This is a genomic window from Candidatus Eremiobacterota bacterium (genome assembly GCA_031082125.1).
Classification (GTDB): domain Bacteria; phylum Vulcanimicrobiota; class CADAWZ01; order CADAWZ01; family Ess09-12; genus Ess09-12.
Genome location: JAVHLM010000008.1, coordinates 124,805 through 144,044, shown reverse-complemented (window position 1 = coordinate 144,044; position 19,240 = coordinate 124,805). Strand labels below are relative to the sequence as shown.

Here is a 19,240-nt window from a genome sequence, read left to right as displayed (position 1 = left end):
GAGGGAATATGAAATTCTGGCCCGGTCAGGTTCTGAAGGGCCGTTACCGCATCACGGGGAGCCTCGGACGGGGCGGCTTCGGGAGGGTCTATAGAGCCTGGGACCTGCAGTTCCGCGAGAGGAGCGTGGCCGTAAAGCAGCGTGTCCCCATAGATCCAGCCGATAAAAGAGAGGAAGAGCTGTTCCTCCGGGAGGCGCAGTTTCTCTCGGACCTGAGGCATCCCGGCATCCCTGAGATATATGACAGCTTTGTGGAGCAGTCTTTCCAGTTCATCGTCATGCAGTTCATCGAGGGAAAGAACCTGGAAGAGGTCCTGAAAGAAAAGGGCGGCATGCTCCAGGAGGCCGAGGCCCTTACTCTTATGAAGCAGGTGGCGACAATCCTTGAATATCTCCACTCGCTCCCCTCGCCTCTTATCCACCGGGATTTGAAGCCGGAAAACATCATCCTCTGCGCCGACGGGAAGGTCTATCTGGTGGATTTCGGCACCAGCAGGCATTTCAACCCTTCCAAGGCAAGAGATACTGTCAGAATAGGCACTTCCGGTTACATGGCGCCCGAGCAGTTCCAGGCCCGCTCCGTCCCCCAGAGCGACCTGTTCTCATTCGGTGCGTCCTTTCATCACCTCCTGAGCGGAATAGATCCCAGGGAAAAGGAGGGGAGCGACCTATATCTCTTCCCGTCGCTTCAGAAGATAAACAGCACTGTATCGCACGACCTTGACAGCCTTATCCTGAACTGCATAAAGGAAGATCCCTCAATGAGGATTAAGAGTGCTGCAGATATTCTCCCGGTGCTGCACAAGCTCCAGGAGCGTTACCAGGCATCAGCCCTCCCTCAGGCGGAAAGCTGCGACCCCCAGTTCTGGCTCCACCGCGGGAAATACCACATGGAGGGGAAGGACCATAAAAAGGCCCTGGAGTGCCTGGTAAAAGCGCGAAAGCTCGGCCTTGGCACCAGTGAGGTGATAAGCCTCATTGCGCGGTGTCACAGAAAGATCGGGAATAAAGAGAAAGCCAGGACAATTCTCGGAAACCTTCTCCAGTCGGCCCCGGCTGATGAAGAGCTTGCCATAGAGTACTGCAGGTCAGTCGAGAACCCTGCAGACGAGGAAAAAGTCCTGATGGAGTTCCTTAAGGATCATCCTTCATGGGATGGCCTGAGACTTCACTGGATACAGCATCTCCTCAGGACCCACAGAACTGTTGAGGCTGAAATAGAGATTGAGGAGGCGCTGAAAAAGCGCCCTGGTGACATAAGGCTGGTGCAGCAGAAAGCGGCGCTCCTGTTTGAAAGAGGCAGGATAGAGGAGCTTGAAGGATTCCTTGAGATCGCCGCTTTGAAGATGGGCGATCACCCCGATATTCTTTTCCGCAGCGGTTACGCGAAAGAGCTCCTGGGAAAAGATTCCGAAGCCTTCGCGCTCTATAAGAAGGCTTCAGCGAAAGAGGGCCACGCTGACGCGGAACTCCATATGGCAAGACTCCTTGCAAAGCAGCGCTCTCTCTCCGATGCCCGCGAGCATTACATTAAAGCAGCGCTCCTGAAAAAAGACAATCTCGCCATCAAGAGCGAGCTGGGCTGCTTTCTCTGCAGGGAAGGCTTCCATGACCAGGCAGTCCCTTACCTCAGGGAAGTCCTGCACTTCACCCCCGACGAAGCCGGAGTCCTCAAGCACCTGGGCCTGGCCCTCGGCGAGCTGAAAGAGTACAATGAGGCAGTCCTTCACCTGGAGAGTTATCTGCGCCTTGTGCCTGAGGAAAGAGCAATTACAGTAATTATAGGAAGGTATCTCTCCCTGGCGGGAAAGTATCAGGAAGCCCGGACGCTGCTGGAGGACTGCTGCAGGCAGTGCCCGGAGGACAGGAGCGCTGCAGAACTCTTGGAGCAGGTTGAAAAAAAGCAGGGCAAGGTGCCAGAAATTTGAGGGGATACCGAGACCGTATTCAATATGACGCATCATATCATCGCCGCCTGTAACCTTGACATTCCGAAAAGCAATGCAGAGTCGCTGGAGATACTCGCAAGAGATGGGATTCTGAAAGATCCGGAGCTTGTGGAGAACCTGAAGAAAATGTCCAGATTCCGGAATCTGGTGGTTCATCGCTACTGGGAAGTGGATAATGAAAGAATCCTGGAAATCCTGCGCAATGACCTCGGTGATTTCAGGAAGTTTGCCATTTCCATCGGGGTATTCCTCAGGAACAATCCTGATCTGTGAGGAGCGCGCGGTCGGCCCTCCCGCCGCGGGGGAAGATGAGGCCGTGGGGCGCCGTGCCCCTGATGATGAGGTGGCCCTCATGGAGGCACCTGAGGTGGTGGGCCATGCAGAGGGTGATTCTGTTGTGAAGCTTATCGCTTCCCCCGTGGGAGCGGAAGATGATGTGATGGGAGTGAAGATTGCGGCGCGAGCGGCAGCCGGGGGCCTGGCACTGGTAGCGGTCGCGGGCAAGGGTGCGGTGGTGGATGTCCCTTTTCTCGGGGATGTCCCAGGCGGAGAGGAAGCTGTCAAGGAGGGCCTCGATGAAGAGGGCGAGTTCCTCTCCGCCCTCGGCGGCCCTCTCCTGTTTGCCGGCGGCCCAGAGCCTCACGGCTTGGTTCCAGAGGGGGATGAGGTCCCGTTTCAGGAAGAAGCGGATGAGGGCGTCCCTCTCCTTGGGGTTTGACTCGAAGGTCCCTTCTTTCGGGATCTCTCCCGAGAGGATTGACAGAATCTCGGGGAGTTCAGGGTGCTCCCCTCCCGCAGTGACCTGCCAGATGACAGGGGTGAGCCCATCCTTGCGGGAGGGGGTCCCAGGCTCCTGTGTACACATCTGGACTGGCGCATCCAAACCCTTATCCCCACTGCGTTCCGTGGCATTAGAGAGTGCGGGGGGTACCCTTTTGACGGACCTCCCCGTGACGGCCACCTCGAAAGCCTCGGGAGCGATGTCCCACTTTTTGTGGACCGCCCTCTTCGCAAAACGAAGGAAACCCTCAACAGCCTGGATGAGGGTGGCGACAGGAACCTCCTGGGCATAAGAGAGCCACGCCCCCTGGACGCGGGTCCCTTCAATGAAGACCCTGGTAAGATGTCGCGCCTGCTCGGGGGTGAGCTTGCCCACCTTCACGAGGTCCAGCATATCGGGATACTCCAGATAACTCCTTTCTAATGAGATTAAGGAATACGCGGTGCTGCGGGACATTCCGAGGCGCTCCCTGGTATAGTGCCCGAGGGAGAGGAAGAGCATGTCCTTGTAGAGGCCAAAATTGTTGAGGGTCCGCAGGAGGCGCCCCTGGTAGAAAGAGAGTGAATTGCGCAGGGCCGCCATCTTCCGGAGCTTTGCGAATGTCTCGAAGGGATCGATCTGGGGGCGCACCAGGGTTCCGTCCGGGGTGACTGCGGTATCGGCATCGGGCCGATGAGGTGCGGGAGCCTGGAACTCCGGGGGAAGCTCCACCGTGACGGTCTTCCAGGGGAGGAACTCCCAGAGGTGCGACACCTCTTCGAGGTCCCTGTGGACCTGCCGCGCAAGCTCCCTGTCCCGCTCGCCGAAGGAGGCCTCGTCATCGAGGGAGCCGATTACCCCTGCAAGAGTGCCAAGGAGAAGAGCCTTCTCCCCGATGGCGGGATCGGCGCCTCTTTCGCCGGTGCCGGAAGCATCAATGCCGTCGTGAGAGTGTGCCCCACTGCCGTTGGTGGCGCAGCAGCCATGGGAGGTCTCATGGGAGCCTTTCCCCTGCTCGTGGCAGAGAGAAACTCCCTCGGCTTCATGAGTCCCGACAGCTCTCAGAGTCTCCGATCTCCCTGCAGCATGGCCCCGGCCCTCTGCACCAGGCGCTTCTGAGCACTGTGCCCCGAGCCCATCAAGCGGCGCCGAAGCGGCGAACTCGGCGAGAAGAGCCTCCACGAATGACTCCGAAGGGAGCTCTGCTTCTTCCATCCTTCGGAAGACCTCAAGGGCCCGATCCCATTTCGCGGCAAAAGAAAGAGGAACCCGCACCTGCACGGCAAGGCTCCCCACTCCCTCCTCGTCGTCATCCCCGGCGACAAAGGTATTGATGCCGCCCCCCCGGGAGCCGCCTTCAGCATCTCCCGAAGCACCTGTGCCGGCTTCACCGGCACCTGATTTATAGCTCCTCACCTCCTCCTCAATTTCCCTCACGGTGCACCGCATGGCTTTTGGGAGCCACTCCGCCTCGGTCTCAGGCGTCACGACCTGGAAGAGATACCGCAGCGCGCTTTTGCGCAGAAGCCCCTCCTCAAGAGCCTCCCTGATGAGGGGAAGCTTCTGAAGGGCCTTCGCATTCCGCATCAGCTCATAGCCGCTCCTGGAGGAAATCCCCAGCTCTTCGCGCACAAAGTCGGAAGTCCTCACGTAGCCGAGCCTCTCGAGCTTCCCGTTCATGGAGAGAAGCGTTTCCCCGATCAGAAGGTCAAGCTTCACCCCCGCCTGGGAGAGGCACCAGAGGTTCCAGTCCAGAATCTCCCCGGTGAGATCGCGGAAGATGTTTCGCCCGTCGGCCCGCGAGAGCACCTCGTCGGCGCCGTACGTGACCAGCGGGAGGCCGGGGCATGCCTTGAAGACCTGCCCGCCCTCCATGACGGCCTCGTATCCGGGATACTCGCGGATCACGCCGGTATTCACGATAGTCCTCCTTTCATGAATCATTGAAGACAGAGCGGATACTTTTGAATCCTATATATATTATACAGAAACAGCAATGTTCTGTCAAAATGGTCATCTGCAGAAATGCTTGTGTGTATTGAGATTGGAAGCCATCGTCACATGGCCCATGAGTGGCCCGAAAGGCCTGTTTTGCGATTTTTCCTGCAAAAACCCATGAAAGCCCATCCAGCGAAGAGATAAGGCTCTCTGCGGTGATGCGAGAGAGGGGGAGAGGCGGAAAGGGGAGCGAGAAAAATATTTTCGCTGCGTGCAGAGTGAGACCTATAAGAGATACTTGACCGACATCATGCCTGACAGACTCATTGGCGGGGAGATAATCCAGGCCTGCCGTTATTGCCGGGAGATTGAGCTGTCAATGAAAAAGTCATCAGAGCAGCTTGATTCCGGTCAAAAAATTCAACCTTTATCACCTGTAATCTTGAATTTCACATAAATATGATGTAAAATAATTGCATAAGATTTATGCATCATAACTGGAGTGATCCTGATGTCACAAGGAAAAAGTGTGAGGCTTACCATCTCAATGCCCCTCTCAACGCTGAATCTTCTCAATGAAGTGGCGGAAAGAAACGGCCGCAGCCGGTTCATCGCAGAAGCTGTTGAGATCCACGCGCAGGAACTGAAGAAAGAGCTTTTGAGAAAGAGACTTAAAGAAGGATACCTCGCCCGGGCTGATCGCGACAGGGCTCTTGCCGAGGAATGGTCCTCCCTGGAGGAGGATTCCATTCATGACCGCTGAGAAGAAGCCGCCATTGAAAAAGAAAGCGATGATAAAAAGAGGCGATGTCCTCCTTGTGGATCTGAACCCCGCCAGAGGAAGTGAACAAAGAAAAATCAGGCCCTGTGTGGTCCTTCAGAACGATGTGGGCAATCTCTACAGTCCCGTGACAATTGTCGCCTGCATCACCTCGGGAGACAAGAGCCTTTATGAGACCGAGGTAGAGGTCAAAGCTCCCGAGGGGGGATTGAGGAATAATTCGCTGGTCCTGCTCAACCAGATAAGAACCATTGACAAATCAAGAATCATTGGCCATTGCGGTGAGCTTTCTCCCGAAACAATGAAGCTTGTGAACGAATCCCTCATGGTGAGCCTCGGCCTTGCGGGTCTATGAGTGCGGAGAAACTGAAGCGGATCATCCTGCCTTGCCTGTACGAAGACCATCCTCTAGACGGCCAGTGATTTTTTCAGGATGCCGAGATTATAGCTTTCACGGCTCAGGGGAATCAATGGGCCGTTGAAAGCTTCCTGAACTTGCTCTGGTCTTGCGATCCCTGAATCGGTATCGCCTTTTCCTGGCCGAAGCGCCACAATCCATAAGGAAGGCATTGGTAAAGTAAGCGTCTTTTTATCCACACGTCTGCCCTTGGGCGAGATCGGTAGACACTGCCTGGCCTGATGATTATTGTTGGCTCTCATGAGGGACTCAATGAAAAGGCTGAGCGAAGAGTGAAAAAAATGAGACAAAAAGTGTGAGGTTCAGAGGCTGATAGAGGATGACAGAGAGCGGCGAAAAAACTGGCTCGCAGAAGTGCCCTGACTCGCCTCATTCTCCCGCCGTTGACTTGAAAAATGATGCCCAATGGATCGCTCATTTCGCCAGCGTGCCTGCGGCAGACCTCCGTGAAGAGGCACGGCGCTGCGCCAGGATATAAGCGGCCGATTATTGAAAACTGAGGTGGATTTCAGGAAAATCAGAGCTCCGGTAAAAGCGGCAAAGGAGGCACCATGAAAACGGAAATCACTCTCACCCTCGGTGAAATCGCGGAACATGAGATTATAAAAGCGCTCCGTTCAGTCGCGGCTCAATTCAATGCAGCCGGCGGAAGCCTGAGAATTGTGTTTGTCGGCGAGAGAACCGAGCATATCGAGGTCTCCTTCGAGGCGCCCCTGGAATGGCACCACACTCTTGAGGAACATATCATCGAAGCGCTGCGAAGGGATCTCGCATCGAAGATAAGGAGCTGCCGCGTCACCTTTCCCGAAAGAAAGGTATTCGCCGCGGAGAGAAAAGGGGAGTCTTCAGAGGGCGGGCTTCTGGAGTTTGCGGCGCTTGCAGTGAAAGAAAGAGCGATTGTGTGCAGGAACCTCACCACGGGAGAGCCTGTGACGCTGCGGCATTCTTCCACGGCAGAGGTGGTGGAAGGAGAAGTCCTGTCGGTGGTGCCGAACCGGGCCTGGACATTCAAGAGGACTCAATTTCTCTCCGGCGAGATAAAGGCTCACCGCATTGACGTGAAGGCCCTCAGGCTCATACCGTTGAAGCTTTTTTCCCGGGGGATGTGGGAGCCGGATAAAGAAATCCGATGGGATCCTGATGATCCAGAGGCTGACATTCTGCAGTCAATACAAGCTGCGGGCCCGAGGCCTCTCTTCGAAATGGAAAATGCCATAGATGATCTCTGTGAGGTCAGATCGGATTCTCATCCGATCCTGCGTGCTATTGAGTGTCACGAAGGCGGCGACAATAGACAGGCGAGAAGTATTCTTAAAGAGCTCCTTGCGAAAGATCTGCGGTGCCTCGATGCCCACTGCCTGCTGGGGATGTGGCTGATCGAAGACACGGAGTGTGAATATACCCTCAGGCTTGCAGCAAGGCATTTTGAGACCGCCATAGAAATAGGGAACATCGCTCTGGAAGAAGGCTTCAATTGCGTGCTCTGCAGCAGCTATAACGGAAACAGGCCATATCTGGAGTGCCTCAAGGAATATGGTATTGTGCTGTGGCGCCTGGGTGACTTCCAGAAAGCCCTGAGCACCCTTACCGGTCTGCTGTGGCTCGATCCGGCCAATCACTTCAGAACCAGCCAGGTTATTGATGACCTGAAGTCCGGAAGGCCATGGGAGAGCTCCTTATAATTCCGGGGCCCTCAGAATCCCGGGAGCTTTATCTCCCGCCGCTCATCAGGCTCTTTCCTCGCTGACGGTGTCGGTATAGGCGATAAGGGTGCCCTCCTGGAGATCCCTGTAATCAATGACTCAGGGAATTCTTCGACCATCCGGTATATCAACTCATGGCGCATGGGCCCCCCACGGGCGATGAGCTCATTCACCGTCCTGTTCGGCCGCACCGAGGAGCTTTATCCTCATGAAACCTTCTTCTTGATTCTTTTCTTGGAGTGCTCCCAGTCCGACACAGTGAGTTTTCCTCCCGCCCATGCCTTCTCGCGATCCTTAAGGACCGCTTTATGCCAGGCAGGGGATTGGAAGACTGCTTCATCTTGGGTGAGGTCTGCCCAAAGGATCTCCATAAGGTGCAGCTTCTGTTCAAATGAAAGCTTTGAAAGAGGTAGGTCACCTTTTTCCATGGCGATTCCTCTCTTCGGCTGACGCGGCTTCTAATCCCATTATATCAGAAAGTCGATAAAGGGGCAAAACTCTTCAATTCACCGCACAATCACGATAGTTACAATGGATGGGCAGGTCAGTGCCTATCCATTGTAACTATCTTCATGGCTTTTTCAACCAGGGCAAGAAGCGGTGCAGACAATGCTCCCATATGCCGTGTGAGCTTTGAGCGGTCAAGTGTGGTGACCTGATGGCAGAGGGCGATGCTGTCCTTTCCCAGGCCGGCTGTGCCTGCGGCGAGAGGGATCGCCGTAGGGCCTCTCCCTGCCTGCGCAGGTGAGGTGGAGAGAGGAACCACTATGACCGACCGCCAGCCCGGCGTTTCGTTGAAGCCGTCATGAGAAACAATTATCACGGGACGGACACCCCGCTGCTCTGATCCTGAGCGAGGTACGAGCTCGGCCCGGTACACGTCTCCGCGTTTCATTCAGCGCTCCTCCTGAGAAAGCATGAGCTCAAGAGAAGCGGCGGAGAGATCCTCGTCAAAATCGTATTTCGTCCCGCCGAACTGCGCGGCATATTCTTCAATCGATCTGCGGAGCATTAATTTCTCTCGTTCTTTGAGCCACCGGTAAATAGCGAGACGCGCCAGCTCTGTAGATGTCATGTGTGACTGTGCCGCTTCTTCACGGAGCCTTTTGTAGAGTGCTTCGGGAAGGGGAACATGGAAATTGCGCATCGTTTCACGTGCCATATATGCCACACCTCCTGCCATTATTATATGGCATGTAGTGTGGCACGTCAAGACTGCCCTTAGAGCAGAGACTTGCCGTCTTCATGAGGGACTCTATGAAAAGGCTGAGCGAAGAGTGAAAAAAATGAGATAAAAAGAGTGAGGTTTAGAGGTTGCATAGAGGATGACAGAAATCGGCGAAAAAACTGGCTCGCAGAAGTGCCCTGTCCCGCCGAACTGTGCGGCATATTCTTCAATCGACCTGCGGTTCATTGCCTTCTCGCGCTCTTTGAGCCAGCGGTAAATGGCGAGGCGCGCCAGTTCCGTCGATTCGGTCAGCAGCGGGATTCCGTGGAAGTCAAGGCATGAAAGGCCCCACCTGCCGCGCCGTCCCCATTGCTCTGTGACGGCTCTTTCGCCCCGTCGGGCTGTTTGATAACATCCATGAGAAGTTCTCCAATTCCATCAAAAGGTGCTCGGTGACAATTACCGCACCGTTATCGTCTTAAGCGACTTCAGGTCCTTGCCCATCGGCACATCCACATCGGCCTCAACCGTCCACTCATGAGTGGTGTGTGTGCCCATGAACGTGGGCTGGCAGTCGCCGGGGATGAGAATCCTGCCGGTGATGGTTTTGGTCTCCCCCTCCTTCATCTCCAGGGGGCCATGGACCTCAAACTCGTGGTTCTTGGTTTCCAGATAGGTTTTCATCTCTTTTTGTGTGGTGCCCTCAGGCTTTGTGACCTCCACCTCAACTCTGGTGCTTTCCTGTGAATGCAGGTGCACAAGCACCCGCTTGGCCTTCAGCTCCCCCGTAGCCTCAATGCTGATGGTGAATTGTATCTCCTCGCCTGGCCTGAAGTCCAGCTTATTGATTTCAAACTCCACCTTCCCGTAGCCACCGGTCACCCTGTCAGCCAGCTTCTTCGCACCCTCTTTCAGAGAATCAAGAAATCCCATGTCCATACCTCCCGCTTATATTCATAACCTTTGTTCTCTTTTCTTCATCTGTCATATTAATTTCCCTGGCAGTTCCCTTTTACCTTCTCAGGCTTATCTATGATCCGCACTGTGCGTTCCCTGATATATACAGGTGCAGGCTATTGTCTCTCATAAGGGAAGCGCCTCTCCCCTGTGCAAGTGCCACAAAATGTTTACAGTAATGCCCTCTTCTTTAACATCCGGGAAATATTATCACAACAGGAAAACATTATACTTGAATTAAAGCAATACCATGACAGGCCTCATCAATTGACCCTTTTTATCCGGTGTGCTACAATCAGGGTGAGGTGACAGAGATGGCGGAATCCATAGGTCCCAAGCCGGTGGTCCTCACTTATGAGGATTATCTTTCCCTTCCCAACGACAGGAACCGGTATGAGATACACGAAGGAGAGCTTGTGATGACCCCTGCTCCCGGAACCGCCCATCAGATGATATCCCGCAATCTTTCGTTCATTCTTTTCACCCACTCGAGAACCCACTCGCTTGGTACAGTATTGTATGCACCTGTGGACGTCATATTAAGCGCCACCTCAATTGCCCAGCCCGATATAATCTATGTCTCACAGGGAAAAAAGGCGATCATCACAGGGAGGGCCATAGAGGGAGCCCCCGATCTTGTCGTGGAGGTTCTATCTCCTGCCACCTTACGCTATGACAGGGTAGCAAAGCTCCAGCTCTATGCACGTCATGGTGTGACGAATTACTGGATTGTGAGCCCTGAGGAGAGGACTCTCGAAGAATATGTGCTTCAGGGAGAATCATACGCTCTTACCCAGAAGCTTTCTGAAGCCGCTGAATTCCGCCCCGCTCTTTTCCCCGGTTTTTCAGTGCTTCTTTCGCAGGTGTGGCCTGAATAACCGGAAAAATGCGAAACCGCTGTGAAGCAGTGAGTCTCTATTTTCTTGTAAGACCCCGGCTCTGTGCCCAGTCGCCTCCAGGGAGGCAGATGCCCTCTCTCTGCGGCAGCCCGGTCACAGGAGCGGTAAATCCAGCATTCCTCTGCCCGGCCTTCCAGGAGCTGGTGATTACCCAGTCCTCTCATCAGAGTTCCATAGACGAATACCCTGTTCATAGCCTCTCCTTTCCATCACGGCGCCCGTTTTCCTCTCGGGAGGAATAACTCAAGAAGTGCTGGCACCCGCCTGGCTTCCATGAAGAAAGGTGCTCTCGAAATATTTCCCCACTGACATCCATGTGTCACTTTTCTCCGCTATACTTTTAATAGAAGAGAAGGGGGTGGCGGGGGATATCTGAATGCCGGAGCAGAAAGGAATGGGAGGAGAGGGAAAAGAATACCCTGGCGAGTGCCGCGCCTTAAGCTGCAGAAAGTCCCGGCAAGCCGGCGCCCGGGGGACCATGAAGAGAGCGGTGATGACCACTGAATGCTTTGAGGGAAAACCTCGGATGCCTTTTTCTCCAGGCGCTCTTTTTCCTGGGTGTAGGCCTTGGCTTACTGGCGGAATGCGTCGGTGCGCTGGTCAGGGGGGACTGGAGCTCTGCCCTGCCATCGGGAGTGGCATTTCTTTTCGCAGCAGTGTTCTTATATCCGGGGCTCATTTACTGGCTTTTCAGAGGAATTGTCGCGATGATTGAAAGGATATTGCGCTTTCTGGGCCTTATGGAGAGGGAATCTCCCCGCCCGGCACCCCGTCAGGCTTCCCGGCCGGCACAGGCTCATTCCGTTCCGGCAGAACAGCCCGTTCGTGCCCCTTCCGTTTCTGTGACATTCTCGGAACAGGCGGCTCTGCAGGTTCCCCAGAAAGAGGAGGTGCAGTTTGCCTACCGCCCCAGGGCCGGGCCGGTGCCGGGGCTGGTGATGAGAAACCTGGACGACAGCGACACCGGCATCTTCAGGCAGGGCGACCTGAAGGATGTCCATGACGCCTTCACGGGGCGCATGATAGACCCTGCCGGCGATGTCTTCCAGTGCAGGAAATGCAAGGTCCATTACCAGGCGCTGAGCGTGCAGGTGCTCCGGGATATGAACGGGAGCAGATGCGTTTCCTGTCATTCAATGGAAATAGTGCCTATCAGCAGCAATGGGCCATTTTCCATCGGCGCCGCCTTCGTGCCCGCCGTGGTCACCCTGAATAACTACACCCGGTATGTCGGGCAGGTCATCACTTTTCAAGGATATGTCCCGAGGGTGAACGTGAGCCGCGACGGGAGGAGCTATGCGGTGATGTTCCAGGACCGCTCCTGGAACAACGGCCTCAAGATGACGGTCTTCAAAGGCACGGTGAGGGCCTCGGGGGGAAGCCGGTTCCTGAAGGGCCTCCAGGGGAGGACCATAAGGATAAGGGGGCTTCTTACCGATCACCCCGTTTTCGGCTATGAGATTACCGTAAGTCACAGGTCCATGATACTGGAGATACAATGAAGGACATTGACACGGCAGAAGAAAGGCCACCTGGAGCGCTGAAGGAGCAGCGGTACCAGCGCCATTCCCTTATTGACTGGTTTGACCAGGAGCAGGTGAAGAGAGCCAGGGTGGTGGTCGTGGGAGCGGGCGCCACGGGGAACGAGGTCCTCAAGAACCTCGCTCTGCTGGGGACAGGCCATATCCATGTCATTGATTTTGACAGGATTGAAACACACAATCTCACAAGATCGGTCCTTTTTAAAGAGGAGGATACAGGGCGCTTCAAGGCTGAAGCGGCGGCGGAAGCCTGCAGGGCGATTGATCCCAAGGTTTACACGACCTTTGAGACGGGTGACCTCTGGGAAACCCTCAGGATAGGAGATATGAAAAGCTATGACGCCCTGTTCTGCTGCGTTGACAATTACGAGGCCAGGATAAGGCTCAACGAGCTCTGCCTCTGGGCCCGGGTGGACCTTTACAACACCGCCATTGACAGCAGGTATGTCTGCATCGAGCAGTATCCCTTCTCACGGGACAGGGGGTGCGCCTGTTACCAGTGCAACCTCCCTCCCTCCGCTTACGCGAAGATCAGGGAGCGTTACTCATGCGGGTGGCTCCGGAAAAAAGCCTATGAAGAGAAAAAGATACCCACTACGGCCATTACCGCAAGCCTTGCCGGATCGATCCTCTGCTCACTCTTTCTGCAGAGGAATCATCCCGGCGGCCCCCAGGGCGCGGTGCGCCTTTATTTCGACACCATCAGCCTCAATTCGACGGTCACTCATCTTTCGCACCAGGAGGAGTGCTTCTGTTCCTCCATCTTTCATGACAGCCACTATTTCAAAGTAAAAAACGTTCCGGGAGCCGACTATGCAAGGCTTCTGGGAAGCGAGGAGAGCCTGGTGCTCTCTCTCAGCGACAAGCTGGTCCTTGACGTCACCTGCAGGAACTGCGGCCTGTCGAGGGCAATAGATGACAACGTGAGGAGGTTCGACGAGTCCCTGGCGCTCTGCGGGGCCTGCAGGACTCATTCCAATGACATCACCATCAAGGATATCATTACGCTCGATGAGCTTTCAATGCGCTTCAGCCGCAAGGCGGTCCCGGTAAAGTTCATGCACTTCACCAGGGATGATACCCAGATACTTTTGGAAATGGAGGAATGACATGAGCGAGTTCAAGCTGATCCTGAGAACTGCCGACAAGTCCAGAAAAGCGGAGATCACCATCCCCGGCGAGAACACGGTGGGCGACCTCATAGACGGCGCCATCACCAACTGGTCGCTGCCGAGCGATACCGACTACACGATAGTGAACGCCACGACGGGAAAGACGCTGAATCCTTCCCATTCCCTCATCAGGGCCGAGCTTCATGACGGCGATACCCTGGAGATTCAGCCGGTGCTCACCGCAGGTGGGCGCTGAGATGGAGGCCCTGAAAAGGCGCCGTGAGGAAGATGCCGCCAGGATAAGGAACATGGCGTCGCTTTACCCGGGAAGGGTGCAGCTTCTTGAGTGCGACCGCGCTCTTTCCACGCTCAAGATACGCCTCAGGATACCCACTGCCCGTGATGAGTCCTATCCTGCGGCGGTCCAGGAGGCTTCCGATATTGAAATCACCCTTCCCCGGAGGTATCCTTTCGAGGAGCCCTATGCCAAGGTCCTCACTCCCGTCTGGAATCCCAATATCTTCCAGAGCGGCAAGATCTGCCTGGGGACGAAGTGGCTCCCCACCGAGGGGCTTGACCTCCTCGTGGAGAGGATCATGAAGCTCCTTGCTTTTGATCCCCTTATCATCAACACTAAATCTCCCGCCAACAGCACCGCCTGCACCTGGTATATCGGCGCTCTCAAACAGAAGCCTTCGGCCTTCCCGTCGGTGGTCGTTGATGAGCTGAAGCAGAGGGCGAAAAAGACCGGGATGATATGGAAGAACATCGAGACGAAAGGCTCCTGGAACGACGTGTAAAGATTTGAGGTGCCGAGTGCTTCAGTGGAAGAATGTCGAGAGTGACCTGATCATCAATGATATCTCCGCGTTGCTTGCCGGGATGGACTGGCTTCAGGCGGTGAGGATCCTCGGCTCCTCCTTTGACGAGCCCCTGATTTTCACCACCGAGCGCTGCCATGAGACCATCGTCGCCCATCTCGAGTCCGATAAGAGAAATGAACTCGGCGGCCTGCTGATAGGCACTCTCTACAAGTATCCCTACCGCGTCAGGCATAATTATCCATACCTGTCAATCATCACCGACTCGGTGGAAAGCCTTGATTTCAGGAACTCCTCGGTGTCGCTCAGAATGGGCACGGAGCTGTGGAACAGGGCCCAGTCCCATCTCGAGAAGGGGAAGATCATCATCGGGTGGTATCACAGCCACCCGAACCTCGGGGCCTTTTTCAGCGGGACCGACAGGGCGACGCAGAGGGCTTTTTTCAACCATCCCTATTCACTCGGCGTGGTGATAGATCCCGTCAGATTCGAAGTGAGGAGCTTTATAGGACCTCATTGTGAGAGCCTGGAGAAAGAGGGCAGGGTGATTGATGATTCCCTTGCGTGCCTGATCTAGAAAAGTCTTGATGCATCCCGGGGGAGGACAGGAAAGGCAGGGCTCTTATGAAATTGTTCTGCGGTGTGTGCAAAAAATGCGGTCCCTCCGGAGCAAAGTTCTGCCCGTCCTGCGGCGTGAAGCTTGCGAAAGCCCCTTCACCGCAGGCTTCGCAGCCTATGCTGGATAACCGCTACCGTATCATTTCCATGGTAAAATCAGGGGGAATGGGCTGTGTGTTCAAAGCATATGATTCAAGGCTTGACACCATCGTCGCCGTGAAGAAGATGCTGCTGTCCCCCCAGGACTCCCAGGATCCGCAGGAGAGGAGCTACCGGGAGAAAAAGTTCAGGGAGGAGGCGACACTCCTCTCAAAGCTCAAGCACGGAGGCCTTCCCAAGGTCATTGACTATTTCTGCGAAGAGGAGGGTTCAACGGGAGCGCATTCCCATTACCTGGTCATGGAATTCATTGACGGGAAGGATTTTGAAGCCCTTATCGAGGAGAGGAAGAAGACTCCTTTCCCTCGTGACGAGGCCCTCGGCTACTTTTCTCAGATCGTGGAGATCCTCTGCTACCTTCATACCCTGAATCCCCCTCTCCTCTACCGCGACCTGAACCCCCGGAACGTGATGCTCCATGAGGGGAAAGTATTTCTCGTCGATTTCGGCATCGTGAAAGTCTTCGCTCCCCTTCAGAAAGGCACCGCCATAGGCACGAGAGGCTATGCCGCGCCCGAGCAGTGCAGGGGGGAAGCGGACCGGGCAAGTGATGTCTTCTCGCTCGGGGTATTTATGCATTACCTTCTCACGGGGAAAGACCCCGAGGAGAGCTCCCGGAGGCTTTTCCACTTTGAGCCGCTCCGGTCGCTCAACCCTTCGGTGCCTGAAGAGCTTGACAGGCTTATCATGGCCATGGTGGAGGTGGCTCCTCAAAAACGGCCGCCTCATGCCGAGGCGGTGAAGAGCCTGCTTGCCGCCATCACCCCCCCTCCTCCCTGTTTTTCCCCAAAGGCTTTCAAGCCCATTTCGCCTTCGGCATCAGCCTGCAGTCGCCAGGTGCCTCCGCGAAAAGCGGTGAGCCGGGACTTCAGGATTGGCAGAAGCCTTGATATCTTCGCTGCGATCAAGACCGGCGATCTTGAGGAAGTAAAGCAGGCAGTCCGCGAGAACCCCGCATCTCCAGCCCTGAAGGACAAGAACTCCTGGACACCTCTTCATATCGCCTGCCACAACGGCAGCTTAGAGATTGCCGCGTACCTCATCGACCATGGAGCCGGGGTGAATGCAAAAGACAGGCACGGCACGACGCCCCTTCACAGGGCCAGTGAAAAGGGGCACAGGGCTATTGTCGAGCTGCTCATCTCGAAGGGCGCCAGGGTCGATGCGGAAAACGCCTACGGCTCGACTGCGTTGAAATGGGCCCGCCGCGGGGGACACACAGAGGTGATTGCCATTCTTGATGAAGCGCTGAGAAAGAAATCACCGATAACCTCCTTTGTGGAAATACTCCCGGCCCCTTCTCAAAAGAAGCTCTTCGCCAGGCTTGCCAGGGAGATAAAATCAGGGAATCTAGAGACCATAAAAAATATTCTGACCAGAACCCCCGCCCTCATCAACGAAAAGGGCGGCTTCGGCCTCAGCCCCCTTCACCTGGCGTGCAGAGAGAGCGCCGAGAGGATCGTGGAATTCCTGCTGATGAATGGCGCCGATGTCAATGCCTGCGACGATGACGGGTTCACCCCTCTTCACCTGGCGGTGATAGAGAATCACAGAGGAATCGTGGAGTTTCTCGTTTCCCATAATGCTGAGGTCAATGCAGTGAACAGGGAGGGCGCTCCGCCGCTCCACTGGGCGAAGGGAGAAATCGAAGGGGTGCTGAGGGCCCGCGGCGCAGGAGAGTCTCCATAAAGGCAACCCCCTTCTGAACTCTTTCTGTCACTCAAGTTTTACCTTGTCAGTTATGTTCTCAATGTGGTAATATTATTCTATTGCGGGTCAGAGAAACAAAAAAGCAAAAAAGGCGGTAAAAACTATGAAAAGGAATTCAGCTCTTCTGGCTCTTATTTTTCTTCTCTGCGCTCTCTCCTCCGTTGCAGGGTGCGGATCAGACAGCGGAAGCGGAGCGGCCCGGATATGGGGAACGGGAGGTGCGACACTCTCCGGGGGGGGAACAATTAAAGGAGTGGTCGTAAACTCCGATTCGCTGGTCCCCCTGGACGGCATAGCAATATCAGCAGGCAACCAGGCCACTGTCACCGACAAGGACGGGAATTATGTCATTTCAGGAATTCCCGCAGGCACGGTGACCGTGACTGCCCGGAGCCAGGATTACGATACCACGGTGGAATCGGTGCAGGTGGCCGATGGGCAGGAAGTCACCAGGAACCTCTCGATGGACTGCAACTATGAAGACTGGCTTGATTACGGCACCGCGTACCGCTGGCAGGTCGAAGCCGTCCATCCCGACGGCACCACCGAGCAGGGCCCCGTGTGGGGATTCACCACCGAGAACAGGGGCACCCGGGTCCTTCCGCGGGCCGTCTTCATCGGGAGAATCGATGAAAAGTCGGCCCGGACCGTGGCACAGGCTTTCCTCGATTCCAGCAAGGCGGCAGGCTTCTCCATCTCCTCCAGTGAAGCTATAAGCGATAAGGAAGGCGCAGCCCTTGCCTATGCCTTCATGCTGGCCCCTGCAGGGTATGTCGTGGTCCCTGCGGACAGAGCCGATGCAGCGCCTCCCGTCCTGGCCTATTCCTTCGATTCGCCGTATTCTTCAGCACCAGGCACGCCGAACCTGCTGGCCAGTATTGTGCGGCTTGATGTGAAAATGAGGCTTGGAGCGCACCCGAAAGGCTTGAACATCTCAGCGAGCGAAGGCCTCAAGAACCGCGCCCTCTGGAACCAGTACCTGGCAGGCAAGGCTTATGACACCGGCAAGGAACGCGCAGTGTATGGTCCTCTCCTCAAGGCGGCCTGGCACCAGTTCACCCCTTATAACGACAGGTGCCCCATGGACCCGAAGGCCGAGGATGACGGCAGCTCCAGCAGGTGCCTTGTGGGATGCGTGGCGACAGCCTTTTCGGAGGTCTTCAATTACCACAGGGTTCCCGAGTGGTACACCTTCACCGGCGTTGACAATTACGTGACCAAGACAAGGGGAATCTCAATCAATGCCGCCGATGCGACCTGCAAGGACCTGAAATATAACAACGGCGAGCCCGACAGCGACACGAAAGCGAAGATAAGCTTCGCAAACGGCGTGCTCGTCAAGATGAATTATTCCAAGGATGGCTCCTATGCCGGGATTTTCACCTTCGGCAAGAATATCACCTATTGCGGCTACCAGGCCTCCAAGGACAAGCGCTATGAGATCAACGACCCCGCTTCCTTTGACAGGGACACCCTGATAGCTGAAATCAAGGCCTCGAGACCCTGCGTCATGCTCATAAGGAAAGTCAAGGAGGATGAGTGGGCAGGAGGCCACTGCGTGGTGATTGACGGGTACAATGAGAGCGACAAGACCTTCCATGTGAGCTTTGGATGGCGTGACACCTCATGGAACACATGGTATTCCCTCCCCACCGATGCGCCCTCAGGCTATAATTTTGTGAGAGGCTACGTGTACAATATAATACCCAGTGGCAAGGATGCCGCCCCTCCAGGGCCGCGGGCCGTCGCTCCCGAAAGCCCTTTCCCCGACGACAATGACGCCAATGTCGCCGTCGATGAGGAGCTTGAGTGGGAAGACTGCGACAACACAAGCTATTACAACTGTTATGTCTGGAAGGCCGGCGAGCAGAAGCCGTCGGTCCCCACTTTCGCTAATCTGCGCGGCGCGGCGGCCGACGCGAATTTCCTGACGCAGTAGAAAAATGAGGAGGCGGCAATGGAGCACCCACTCGTGCCGGGAGGAACGGCAACCTTCACCAGGAGCCGGAATACCCTGGAAATAAGCGTCCTTTCAGAAAAGCAGGTGGCGGGGGGCTGCTTTCTCTGCTTCTGGCTCTGCGGGTGGCTCATGGGTGAGCTCTTCGCCTCTTTCGCGCTCTGCGCTCCCAAAACCCCTCTGCCGGTCAGGTTTTTCCTGCTCTTCTGGCTTTCCTTCTGGACTTTCGGAGGGCTGATGGCGATGTACACCGCCGTGAGGTCCCTCATGGACCGGCAGGTGATCACCCTGACTTCCCGCAATATCACCATCACGGCCGTGCTCTGGTTTCTCAGGATTCCTCTCCGCTTTTCCCTCGGCAAGGTAAGGAATGTCCGGCCTGAGGAAGGCGGAACCTCCATGAACAATATAATCAAGGATACCGGTAAAACGCTTCTTGCCTTCGAGTACGGCAGAATTCCCATTAAATCGCTCGTCGCGATGGAGCCCCGGGAGACCTTCGCAATGATGAGCATGATGAAGGAGAGCGGCTTTCTCACCCCGGAGCACTTCAACCCGGCGGCCCTGGCAGAGATGGAGCAGGCGCAGAACGAGGGCGCTCAGGGAGCCGATCCTCTGCCGCCCGCGGAGGCCACCGACAAGGGGGCGGCAACGGTGGCGCCCTCTGAGGAAGAGGTCGAAATCGATGAGGAAGTGACGGAATATGAAGATGGAGAGCCGGAATCCCGCTGACCGCCCGGCTGCCGGCC

The 19,240-nt window shown here is 55.7% G+C and carries 20 protein-coding genes and 1 pseudogene; 15 read left to right on the top strand and 6 right to left on the bottom strand.

Annotation, left to right across the window (positions count from 1 at the left end; all coding sequences use genetic code 11):
• The first annotated feature begins 8 nt into the window (after window positions 1-8).
• Both RDV48_11295 and RDV48_11290 read left to right on the top strand, forming a co-directional pair.
• Complete coding sequence (locus tag RDV48_11295) at window positions 9-1,928, top strand: protein kinase (GenBank protein MDQ7823371.1); 1,920 nt, start codon at window positions 9-11, stop codon at window positions 1,926-1,928.
• A gap of 21 nt (window positions 1,929-1,949) precedes the next feature.
• Window positions 1,950-2,222 (top strand): annotated as a pseudogene (locus tag RDV48_11290) (DUF86 domain-containing protein).
• Here the strand turns inward: RDV48_11290 and RDV48_11285 are convergent.
• Entirely contained in the window at window positions 2,200-4,629 is a 2,430-nt protein-coding gene (locus RDV48_11285) for an HNH endonuclease signature motif containing protein (protein MDQ7823370.1), read from the bottom strand. The pseudogene RDV48_11290 and the gene RDV48_11285 sit on opposite strands and share 23 nt — an antisense overlap.
• Before the next feature lie 547 nt (window positions 4,630-5,176).
• Between RDV48_11285 and RDV48_11280 the strand changes: the two genes are divergently transcribed.
• Window positions 5,177-5,410, top strand: coding sequence for a hypothetical protein (locus RDV48_11280; protein ID MDQ7823369.1), 234 nt, complete (start codon window positions 5,177-5,179; stop codon window positions 5,408-5,410).
• Window positions 5,400-5,783 (top strand): type II toxin-antitoxin system PemK/MazF family toxin, encoded by a 384-nt coding sequence (locus RDV48_11275; GenBank protein ID MDQ7823368.1) that lies wholly within the window; start codon window positions 5,400-5,402, stop codon window positions 5,781-5,783. Before RDV48_11280 ends, RDV48_11275 begins: the two co-directional genes overlap by 11 nt.
• A gap of 53 nt (window positions 5,784-5,836) precedes the next feature.
• Here the strand turns inward: RDV48_11275 and RDV48_11270 are convergent, their stop codons facing one another.
• Window positions 5,837-6,025 carry a hypothetical protein gene (locus RDV48_11270; GenBank protein ID MDQ7823367.1) on the bottom strand — a complete coding sequence of 63 codons (189 nt, stop codon included), beginning with the start codon at window positions 6,023-6,025 and terminating at the stop codon, window positions 5,837-5,839.
• A 140-nt stretch (window positions 6,026-6,165) separates the two neighbouring features.
• On the opposite strand from RDV48_11270, the gene RDV48_11265 reads away from it, so the two are divergent.
• Both RDV48_11265 and RDV48_11260 read left to right on the top strand, forming a co-directional pair.
• Complete coding sequence (locus RDV48_11265; GenBank protein ID MDQ7823366.1) at window positions 6,166-6,324, top strand: hypothetical protein; 159 nt, start codon at window positions 6,166-6,168, stop codon at window positions 6,322-6,324.
• A 73-nt stretch (window positions 6,325-6,397) separates the two neighbouring features.
• A complete protein-coding gene (locus RDV48_11260) occupies window positions 6,398-7,528 on the top strand; it encodes a hypothetical protein (protein MDQ7823365.1) in 1,131 nt (376 codons plus the stop codon).
• 227 nt (window positions 7,529-7,755) lie between these two features.
• On the opposite strand, the gene RDV48_11255 is transcribed toward RDV48_11260, so the two are convergent.
• From RDV48_11255 to RDV48_11240, 4 genes are all read right to left on the bottom strand, one after another.
• Window positions 7,756-7,977, bottom strand: coding sequence for an addiction module protein (locus RDV48_11255; GenBank protein ID MDQ7823364.1), 222 nt, complete (start codon window positions 7,975-7,977; stop codon window positions 7,756-7,758).
• A 116-nt stretch (window positions 7,978-8,093) separates the two neighbouring features.
• Window positions 8,094-8,444: a type II toxin-antitoxin system PemK/MazF family toxin gene (locus tag RDV48_11250; protein MDQ7823363.1), complete on the bottom strand. Its 351-nt coding sequence runs from the start codon at window positions 8,442-8,444 to the stop codon at window positions 8,094-8,096.
• Complete coding sequence (locus RDV48_11245) at window positions 8,445-8,711, bottom strand: hypothetical protein (protein MDQ7823362.1); 267 nt, start codon at window positions 8,709-8,711, stop codon at window positions 8,445-8,447.
• Between the two features lie 465 nt (window positions 8,712-9,176).
• Window positions 9,177-9,650 (bottom strand): hypothetical protein, encoded by a 474-nt coding sequence (locus RDV48_11240; GenBank protein ID MDQ7823361.1) that lies wholly within the window; start codon window positions 9,648-9,650, stop codon window positions 9,177-9,179.
• A 338-nt stretch (window positions 9,651-9,988) separates the two neighbouring features.
• Between RDV48_11240 and RDV48_11235 the strand changes: the two genes are divergently transcribed.
• The 9 genes from RDV48_11235 to RDV48_11195 all read left to right on the top strand — a co-directional run bounded on the left by RDV48_11235 (window position 9,989) and on the right by RDV48_11195 (window position 19,223).
• On the top strand, window positions 9,989-10,552 hold the full coding sequence (locus tag RDV48_11235; GenBank protein MDQ7823360.1) for a Uma2 family endonuclease: 564 nt from the start codon (window positions 9,989-9,991) through the stop codon (window positions 10,550-10,552).
• A gap of 728 nt (window positions 10,553-11,280) precedes the next feature.
• Window positions 11,281-12,075 (top strand): hypothetical protein, encoded by a 795-nt coding sequence (locus tag RDV48_11230; protein MDQ7823359.1) that lies wholly within the window; start codon window positions 11,281-11,283, stop codon window positions 12,073-12,075.
• Complete coding sequence (locus RDV48_11225) at window positions 12,072-13,223, top strand: ThiF family adenylyltransferase (GenBank protein MDQ7823358.1); 1,152 nt, start codon at window positions 12,072-12,074, stop codon at window positions 13,221-13,223. Before RDV48_11230 ends, RDV48_11225 begins: the two co-directional genes overlap by 4 nt.
• 1 nt (window position 13,224) lies before the next feature.
• The gene (locus RDV48_11220; protein ID MDQ7823357.1) at window positions 13,225-13,482 is read left to right on the top strand and encodes a hypothetical protein; all 258 of its coding nucleotides are present in this window, start codon (window positions 13,225-13,227) and stop codon (window positions 13,480-13,482) included.
• Between the two features lies 1 nt (window position 13,483).
• Window positions 13,484-14,026, top strand: a complete 543-nt coding sequence (locus RDV48_11215; protein ID MDQ7823356.1) for a ubiquitin-conjugating enzyme E2 — start codon at window positions 13,484-13,486, stop codon at window positions 14,024-14,026.
• A 16-nt stretch (window positions 14,027-14,042) separates the two neighbouring features.
• On the top strand, window positions 14,043-14,624 hold the full coding sequence (locus RDV48_11210) for a Mov34/MPN/PAD-1 family protein (GenBank protein MDQ7823355.1): 582 nt from the start codon (window positions 14,043-14,045) through the stop codon (window positions 14,622-14,624).
• 47 nt (window positions 14,625-14,671) lie between these two features.
• Window positions 14,672-16,513, top strand: a complete 1,842-nt coding sequence (locus tag RDV48_11205; protein ID MDQ7823354.1) for an ankyrin repeat domain-containing protein — start codon at window positions 14,672-14,674, stop codon at window positions 16,511-16,513.
• Window positions 16,514-16,637: 124 nt separating this feature from the next.
• Complete coding sequence (locus tag RDV48_11200) at window positions 16,638-18,473, top strand: C10 family peptidase (GenBank protein ID MDQ7823353.1); 1,836 nt, start codon at window positions 16,638-16,640, stop codon at window positions 18,471-18,473.
• Window positions 18,474-18,491: 18 nt separating this feature from the next.
• Window positions 18,492-19,223, top strand: coding sequence for a hypothetical protein (locus RDV48_11195; protein MDQ7823352.1), 732 nt, complete (start codon window positions 18,492-18,494; stop codon window positions 19,221-19,223).
• Window positions 19,224-19,240: the final 17 nt, after the last annotated feature.

Coding starts and splice junctions, on each gene's coding strand:
- RDV48_11295 (MDQ7823371.1), top strand. CDS start 9: ATGAAATTCTGGCCCGGTCAGGTTCTGAAGGGCCGTTACCGCATCACG.
- RDV48_11275 (MDQ7823368.1), top strand. CDS start 5,400: ATGACCGCTGAGAAGAAGCCGCCATTGAAAAAGAAAGCGATGATAAAA.
- RDV48_11265 (MDQ7823366.1), top strand. CDS start 6,166: ATGACAGAGAGCGGCGAAAAAACTGGCTCGCAGAAGTGCCCTGACTCG.
- RDV48_11260 (MDQ7823365.1), top strand. CDS start 6,398: ATGAAAACGGAAATCACTCTCACCCTCGGTGAAATCGCGGAACATGAG.
- RDV48_11255 (MDQ7823364.1), bottom strand. CDS start 7,977: ATGGAAAAAGGTGACCTACCTCTTTCAAAGCTTTCATTTGAACAGAAG.
- RDV48_11250 (MDQ7823363.1), bottom strand. CDS start 8,444: ATGAAACGCGGAGACGTGTACCGGGCCGAGCTCGTACCTCGCTCAGGA.
- RDV48_11245 (MDQ7823362.1), bottom strand. CDS start 8,711: ATGGCACGTGAAACGATGCGCAATTTCCATGTTCCCCTTCCCGAAGCA.
- RDV48_11240 (MDQ7823361.1), bottom strand. CDS start 9,650: ATGGGATTTCTTGATTCTCTGAAAGAGGGTGCGAAGAAGCTGGCTGAC.
- RDV48_11235 (MDQ7823360.1), top strand. CDS start 9,989: ATGGCGGAATCCATAGGTCCCAAGCCGGTGGTCCTCACTTATGAGGAT.
- RDV48_11230 (MDQ7823359.1), top strand. CDS start 11,281: ATGATTGAAAGGATATTGCGCTTTCTGGGCCTTATGGAGAGGGAATCT.
- RDV48_11225 (MDQ7823358.1), top strand. CDS start 12,072: ATGAAGGACATTGACACGGCAGAAGAAAGGCCACCTGGAGCGCTGAAG.
- RDV48_11220 (MDQ7823357.1), top strand. CDS start 13,225: ATGAGCGAGTTCAAGCTGATCCTGAGAACTGCCGACAAGTCCAGAAAA.
- RDV48_11215 (MDQ7823356.1), top strand. CDS start 13,484: ATGGAGGCCCTGAAAAGGCGCCGTGAGGAAGATGCCGCCAGGATAAGG.
- RDV48_11205 (MDQ7823354.1), top strand. CDS start 14,672: ATGAAATTGTTCTGCGGTGTGTGCAAAAAATGCGGTCCCTCCGGAGCA.
- RDV48_11200 (MDQ7823353.1), top strand. CDS start 16,638: ATGAAAAGGAATTCAGCTCTTCTGGCTCTTATTTTTCTTCTCTGCGCT.
- RDV48_11195 (MDQ7823352.1), top strand. CDS start 18,492: ATGGAGCACCCACTCGTGCCGGGAGGAACGGCAACCTTCACCAGGAGC.